Origin of the sequence: Moorena producens 3L (assembly GCF_000211815.1) — a bacterium.
Lineage (GTDB): Bacteria > Cyanobacteriota > Cyanobacteriia > Cyanobacteriales > Coleofasciculaceae > Moorena > Moorena producens.
On the sequence record NZ_GL890956.1, the window covers coordinates 101,982 to 108,195 of the forward strand.

Here is a 6,214-nt window from a genome sequence, read left to right on the forward strand (position 1 = left end):
CCCCATGAGCGACTGCATCAAGACAATGCCGTATCCCCAAGAGAGATCCGGTGGGTTGCTGAAAAGCCAGGATTGATAATCGTGATTTTTTTGGCATCATGGAAGTAGCTCCTATTTAGGTGGGAGGAAAACCGCGCTGGAGATGATTAACGGCCATGACCAGCGCGGTTATTAGTTTCAGTCGTCACCTTCTATAGTATAGATAAATCCTCAAAAAAATGCAAGGGTAAATAAAAATATTTTACATTGATTTACAATTAGTTTTATTAACAATTTATAGACTCAATTATGTATAATTTATTGACATAATTTTTTTAATTAACTGAGCTACAAATTCTTGGTTTTTAGGGAGCAGGAATCCCCTCTAACTCCAGGGCTGTTTCTTGCGTCGGACTCAAATGTAATTGGTGGGGAGGTGGGGAGATAGGGAGATAGGGAGATAGGGAGTAGGGAGTAGCGATGCATCGCTATTCTAACCTTAATTTTTATCATTAAGATTAGTTTATTGATCATAAAATGTGGAGCTGAAACTTTTATTTGATGGTGCTTTCGCCAGAAGCCGTTAAAAGTCAGCTTATAACCACAAGTACGGTAGAGCCAGCAGGACTTACAAGAAATCTAACCAACAGCAAATCCATCATATTGACGCTTGAACTACCCCACCCTTTAGAGGGATGGGGATTCCCAGGCACAGTCGTGCGCGACTGTTGTCTCCGTGGGCGTAACTTTCCTTCGCACCGAAGGTAGCTGGGCAGGGTCAATTCCCAGTTTTTTGAGACCCTTATTTCTGATATTTACTCCGCCATTTATATCAGCATCATCGTGATACCCACATTCAGTACAGACAAATTTCTCCCCACTTCGGTTGTCTGCACTGGTGTGATGGCATTTTGGACATTCTTGGGATGTATGTCTGGGGTTTATCTTGATTACTGGAATGCCTGACTTTGCAGCCACGACTTCTACCTTTTTGATCAGTTCTCCCCAGGCAGCATCAGAGATCACACGGTTGAGCCCCTTTTTAGCAGATTGTCCGTTGTGATCATAACCACCATTTTCATTGGGCTTAGGCTTACAACGGGATTTCATTCCCCTGATATTTAAATCCTCAAATATCAGGGCGTCTGTGCCATCGGTTAACTGCTTTGCAATCTCCCAATGGCATGCAGAACGCTTGTTGGTTATTTTCTCGTGTAAATAGGCAACCTTACCAAATAATTTCTTGCGATTATTAGATCCTTTTTTCTTTCGACTTGCAGCTCTTTGCCTGAGTTTTAAACGTCTTGCTTGACGCTTAAATTTATTGGTATTAGCCGGATTTACGATAGTCTCCCCGTCAGAAGTACTAACCAGCTTTTTAATCCCAAGATCACATCCCTTAACACGATCTGGTCTAATCTCGTTGGCTGTTTTAACCGGAGACAATGGAACTGACTTGTTTTCAATTTGAAGACTGACAAACCAACCCCGAGATTTTCTGCGTACGGTTACAGATTTTATGGTGAAACCGTCTGGTATAGGACGGGAATTGTAAAAGCCCATCCAGCCAATCCCAGGTAAATAGATTCCATCGCCGTCTAGTTTTACCTGACCCGGGGAATATTTGAAGCTCCGATAGCGAGAACGCCTCTTAGGTCTAGGGTACTTAGCCTCCCCTTTAAAGAATTTTGTGAAAGCAGTATCCAACTGTCTTAACATTTGTTGTAAAACAGTTGAGTGAATTTTTTTATACCAAGGACGTTGCTTCTTTAGCACAGGAAGAGCTGAGCTTTGAATCTCGTAAGCATTACGCCTAGGATTTTTCTGGCTCTTTTTCCATGGATAGCCAACAGAGCTCGATTTGCTTACCGAACAAGTAAGCGGGCACGCTTCTCCATCACTCCTGAGATCGCAGAAATTCCCCAGTTTTGGAGATCTGGCTTGCTCATAGGAATCATTCCTGTCTCTCAACAAATAATTATATTGAGCTAACAACATGTCTAGCCATTCAACCATGGTGGCTTTTTGCTGAGGACTAGGCTTGAGTTTGTAGACATAACCCAGTTGCATAGAATCGACCTATTTGCTGTGCTATTTTAATTATATATTCCCGAAATTAATATGACAATAAAATGGTAAAACAAAAATCTAGAATAGTAGGACGTCCCTGTCTTTATGAGGAACCAAAAACAACACACACCATCAAGGCAACAAATACAGCTTGGAACGGATTAAAGCAGTTAGCAGCTAAAGCAGACTTGAGTTTGTATGAGTATCTAGAATTACTGGGGAGAACCGGTGTATTACCTGGTTGATAAATTGTAGCTTACGCCATTTGAGAAGGAAAATTCATCCCGGAGACAAAACCTTAGGATAGTGGAGCCTTAATCAAAAAGTTTTAACCAAAGGTGCGCTTTCCGTTCGCCGTAGGCGACGCTTTCGGCAAAGCCGACGCTGCGCTTTCCGTAGGCGAATTTAATTCGCCTACGGAAAACGCACCATTACGGTCTTGGGGCTTTCCCCCATGAGCAACTGCATCAAGACAATGATCTTGCTCAGGATCGAAGAATTTATAGACTTTGATATCTTCATTGGCTAGCTTAACCAGACTATGCTTTTCCAATATTTCCTGAATCAGACGACGATACTGAATTAACTTATCCACTGCAAAATTACCTCCTGATTTGGATCATATAGCAATAGGTGTATTTGAGATTCTTGAATCGTTTGTTGTGCGAAAGCTTGAGATGAATGCTGCGTAAGTATTCAGCCGTCAGCCGTCAGCCGTCAGCAGTGAACTTATTTTATTCAAAAGCACCTCGAGTAGCACCATCTGTAGCGCATAAAATGTTGGCCTAGCCTGACCTACGGCCAATAGCTGATAGCTGATAGCTGATAGCTGATAGCTGATAGCTGATAGCTGAATGCTTACAATGCTGCTGGCTAACGTTTTCCTACAAAGCCAGCTTGAAAATCTGCTCTGGGGATAATTTGAACTGGGGAAAAGTCGGGGAAACAATGGGAGTATTTCCCGTAAAGGGCGTCATCTGATATTCGCCGTCAACCAAACTACAAACAAAAAATGTGGGTTGCTTGGGGTTGCCAATAAATTTTCTCGCCCCCAATGCTGCATAATCGATAATCCAATATTCCTCGATGCCCATCTCTTCTCTTCGAGACGCTACGCGAACATAATCTCGAAGTTTATTGTAGTAATCGTCACGCCAATTAGTTGAAACAACCTCGACGATTAATTTGACTGAATCAGGATTTTGAATAATTGATTCGCTTTCCCAGCGAGATTCAGCCTCCATAACGTCTTGGTTCAAAACAATAATGTCCGGTTCATAACCTGAGTTTTCCCGTTTTGGTTTAACAATTGACTCTCTAGGAATAGTCCAAATACCTCCTTTATCTATCTGCCTAATAACTATCAATAATTGCTCAATCAGGGAACCGGTTAGATTTGAATGTTTACCCTTTGGCTTGGGCATTTCAATAATTACTCCATCATGTAGCTCGTAACGGACTGCTGAGTTTTCGGGATACCAGCTGATAAATTCATCAAAGCTGTATAATTTGGGTTCGGCTTTGGATTGAGTCATAGATCGTTATTCTTGAAGCTGAAATTTCTGGTGACAAAATGACACCATTCTGTTATAGTAAAAGAAATTGAATAATAAATTCAGATGGCAAGTACCACCCCTAATGATACTCGCGTCACAGCTAGGCTTCCTGCATCGGTCAAAGATACGTAAGCATTCAGCTATCAGCCGTCAGCCGTCAGCTAATCAACAGGAGGTAGTAAGCAATCTGGGCGGTGCTGGTAGGCCTGATTGAAAATCCCTGCTCGTTTTACTCATCCGACCTCGCTCAGTTAAAGCGCCTGCTAGCACCTCAAGTAGCACCATCTGTAGGGCTTAAGCTGTTCGCGTAGCGTGGCCGTAGGCCTTTAGCTGATAGCTGACGGCTGAATACTTACGGCTGCGGATTTAACAGGGGCAACCTTAAATCAATTTATGGTTCAGGCTCAGGTGAAAGAAGCCCAAAAAGTGATTAATACAGAACAGGTGATTCACTTATCACCCCAAGATGGGGATAGAATTTTTAGTCTGATTGAAAATCCGCCTGCCCCTAATAAGCATTTACAAGAAGCTATCCAACGTCATCAGGCTTTTTTCAGTGAAAAAGATTGAAATTATCGCTTATTATGAGGGATACGGGTTTGAAGGAACTAAAGAGCATCAATTATTGTTGTTTTTACCTTTATCTAGTTTAGGTAGTGCTTGACAAGCCAGGAAAAGAAATAGAATCGATTAAATCTCAAAAATAGAACTTTCCAGAAGATCGATAACTGCTGAAACCGCTGTTTGCACCGCTCCTTGAACTGAAGCATGATTAATTGCCAAGTGTTCCCCTGCAAAGAAAACACGAGGATTATCTACTGGATAAGCTTGACCGAGTAATGGTTGATATTTCTCCCGATCCCCTGGAGCAAAATAGGCATAAGAACCAGAACCAGACTGATTATCTTCATCCCAGATACTATGAATAATATCATCGGTATAGTCTTTAATATCAGGATGCAGTTGGGAAACTTCGTCTAGGGTTAAATCGGTTTTAGCTGTTTCCTCTAAAGTTCTAAATTTTCTGGAATTATCTTCCCAGCGATAAGCAGCCGTTAATACTGATGGCTGATAAGAAATATCCTTATCTTTAGCAACAATATGAGGTTGAGAAAGCTTGGTTGAGTCTAATTGAGCATTATCAGAAGGATACCAACACTTTTCGAAATTTAAATCCGTAAAGCTACCACCCCCATAAACATGATCGGCAAATTCCCAAGGACGAGCGGTACAGTGTAATAGAGTTTTACTGGCACTGCAATACCCCAAATTGTTAATCGCTTCCCGTTGTTGGCTAGGTAAACTAGGCTCAAAATTAATCTGAGCCAGAGCAGTAGCAGGAATAGTACAGATAATATAGTCAAATTCTGCGATTTGTTGCTGATCCAGCTTATTCCAGACAAGGCGAACCCCTCTATCGGTCATTTCTATATTTGTTACTCTGGCTTCAGTCTGGATTGTGCCTGATATGCTTTTAACCAAAGCCTTAATTAAGGTTTCCAGTCCTCCGATTAGTTCATATTGTTCTACTCGATGCCAGGCAAAGAAATCAATTAAACCATTTAACAGAGATACTTTGTCGTAATGAATGGCTCCAGTAGCATGACCGAGTAAGTCAAAAGCATCAGCAGAAAGATGACTGCGAAAATAGTCGGTAACCGTTAGGGTATCCCATTTTATAACTTGATCACTGGTAAAAGTGGGCGCAAATAACTCCCATTTATCTTTTTCAGTCAAAGAATCGATTAATTCTTCCAATAATTGGTCGTAAATTACCCCTGGGTCTTGTTGCTCATCAGGGTTTAAATTGTAAACAGCAAACAACTCTTGGTAATTATCTAAACGAGTTTTATTACCCCGTAGATAATAAAAAGCGGCGGGATTGTAATTAATAAAAGGTCTTTTTGGTAAATTAAATTTATCTATATAGTGTAAAGTGCAGCCATGACTAGTAGGAATTCGCATTGCGCCTAATTCCCCATAAGTGCCATCACTAAAATAATGAGTCTTAATTCTTCCTCCGAGGCGAGAATCAGCTTCTAATACAGTAACTTGATGGTTGAGTTGACTCAGTTCGTAAGCACTTACGAGTCCTGCAATTCCTCCACCGATAATCGCAATTCGTTTGCGAGTACCACCTTGATCGTAGGGACTAAGGGAACCAGGATGACGATACAGGCGCTCAAAGGAAAAAGGTTCCTCTAACTCTTGTGTATGGCGGTAAGGGTTAAACATCGAGCGTTATCCGAAATTAGGGCTTAGACTGATTTTCCCTTAAAAATGTCTTCCCGTAGCGGCTCAATGCTCGCGCATCGCGTTTTTTGAGGGATAACTCCCCTAACTAGTTAACCATTACCAGGGGATTACTCCCCAGACTTGTAAGCATTCAGCTATCAGCGTGTCGCGTATCAGCGTGTCGCGTATCAGCTTTTGAATAAGCGATGCAGCGCCTTCACGCGGGGGTTTCCACGGGGCTTACAGCGATGCAGAGGTGCGACCCGTGGCGAATTTAATTCTTAATGCGGAAAACGCACCATTACGGTCTTGGGGAGGCAGCGCGGTCTTGGGGAGGCAGCGCGGTCTTGGGGAGGCAGCGCGGTCTTGGGGAG

The 6,214-nt window shown here is 42.2% G+C and carries 5 protein-coding genes and 1 pseudogene; 2 read left to right on the top strand and 4 right to left on the bottom strand.

What is annotated here, in order from left to right:
- Positions 1 to 666 precede the first annotated feature (666 nt).
- Positions 667 to 2,049, bottom strand: a complete 1,383-nt coding sequence (locus LYNGBM3L_RS25190) for an RNA-guided endonuclease InsQ/TnpB family protein (protein WP_008188155.1) — start codon at positions 2,047 to 2,049, stop codon at positions 667 to 669.
- Between the two features lie 62 nt (positions 2,050 to 2,111).
- Between LYNGBM3L_RS25190 and LYNGBM3L_RS25195 the strand changes: the two genes are divergently transcribed.
- Positions 2,112 to 2,294: a hypothetical protein gene (locus LYNGBM3L_RS25195; protein ID WP_008188156.1), complete on the top strand. Its 183-nt coding sequence runs from the start codon at positions 2,112 to 2,114 to the stop codon at positions 2,292 to 2,294.
- Positions 2,295 to 2,377: 83 nt separating this feature from the next.
- Here the strand turns inward: LYNGBM3L_RS25195 and LYNGBM3L_RS35080 are convergent, their stop codons facing one another.
- Together LYNGBM3L_RS35080 and LYNGBM3L_RS25205 are read right to left on the bottom strand one after the other, a co-directional pair.
- Entirely contained in the window at positions 2,378 to 2,644 is a 267-nt protein-coding gene (locus LYNGBM3L_RS35080; RefSeq protein ID WP_008188157.1) for an element excision factor XisI family protein, read from the bottom strand.
- Positions 2,645 to 2,933: 289 nt separating this feature from the next.
- Positions 2,934 to 3,584 (bottom strand): Uma2 family endonuclease, encoded by a 651-nt coding sequence (locus LYNGBM3L_RS25205; RefSeq protein WP_008188158.1) that lies wholly within the window; start codon positions 3,582 to 3,584, stop codon positions 2,934 to 2,936.
- Positions 3,585 to 3,962: 378 nt separating this feature from the next.
- On the opposite strand from LYNGBM3L_RS25205, the pseudogene LYNGBM3L_RS25210 reads away from it, so the two are divergent.
- A pseudogene (locus LYNGBM3L_RS25210) lies at positions 3,963 to 4,175 on the top strand (type II toxin-antitoxin system TacA family antitoxin); the annotation flags it as partial.
- A 120-nt stretch (positions 4,176 to 4,295) separates the two neighbouring features.
- Here the strand turns inward: LYNGBM3L_RS25210 and LYNGBM3L_RS25215 are convergent.
- Positions 4,296 to 5,840: a flavin monoamine oxidase family protein gene (locus tag LYNGBM3L_RS25215; RefSeq protein ID WP_008188161.1), complete on the bottom strand. Its 1,545-nt coding sequence runs from the start codon at positions 5,838 to 5,840 to the stop codon at positions 4,296 to 4,298.
- Between the last annotated feature and the right edge of the window lie 374 nt (positions 5,841 to 6,214).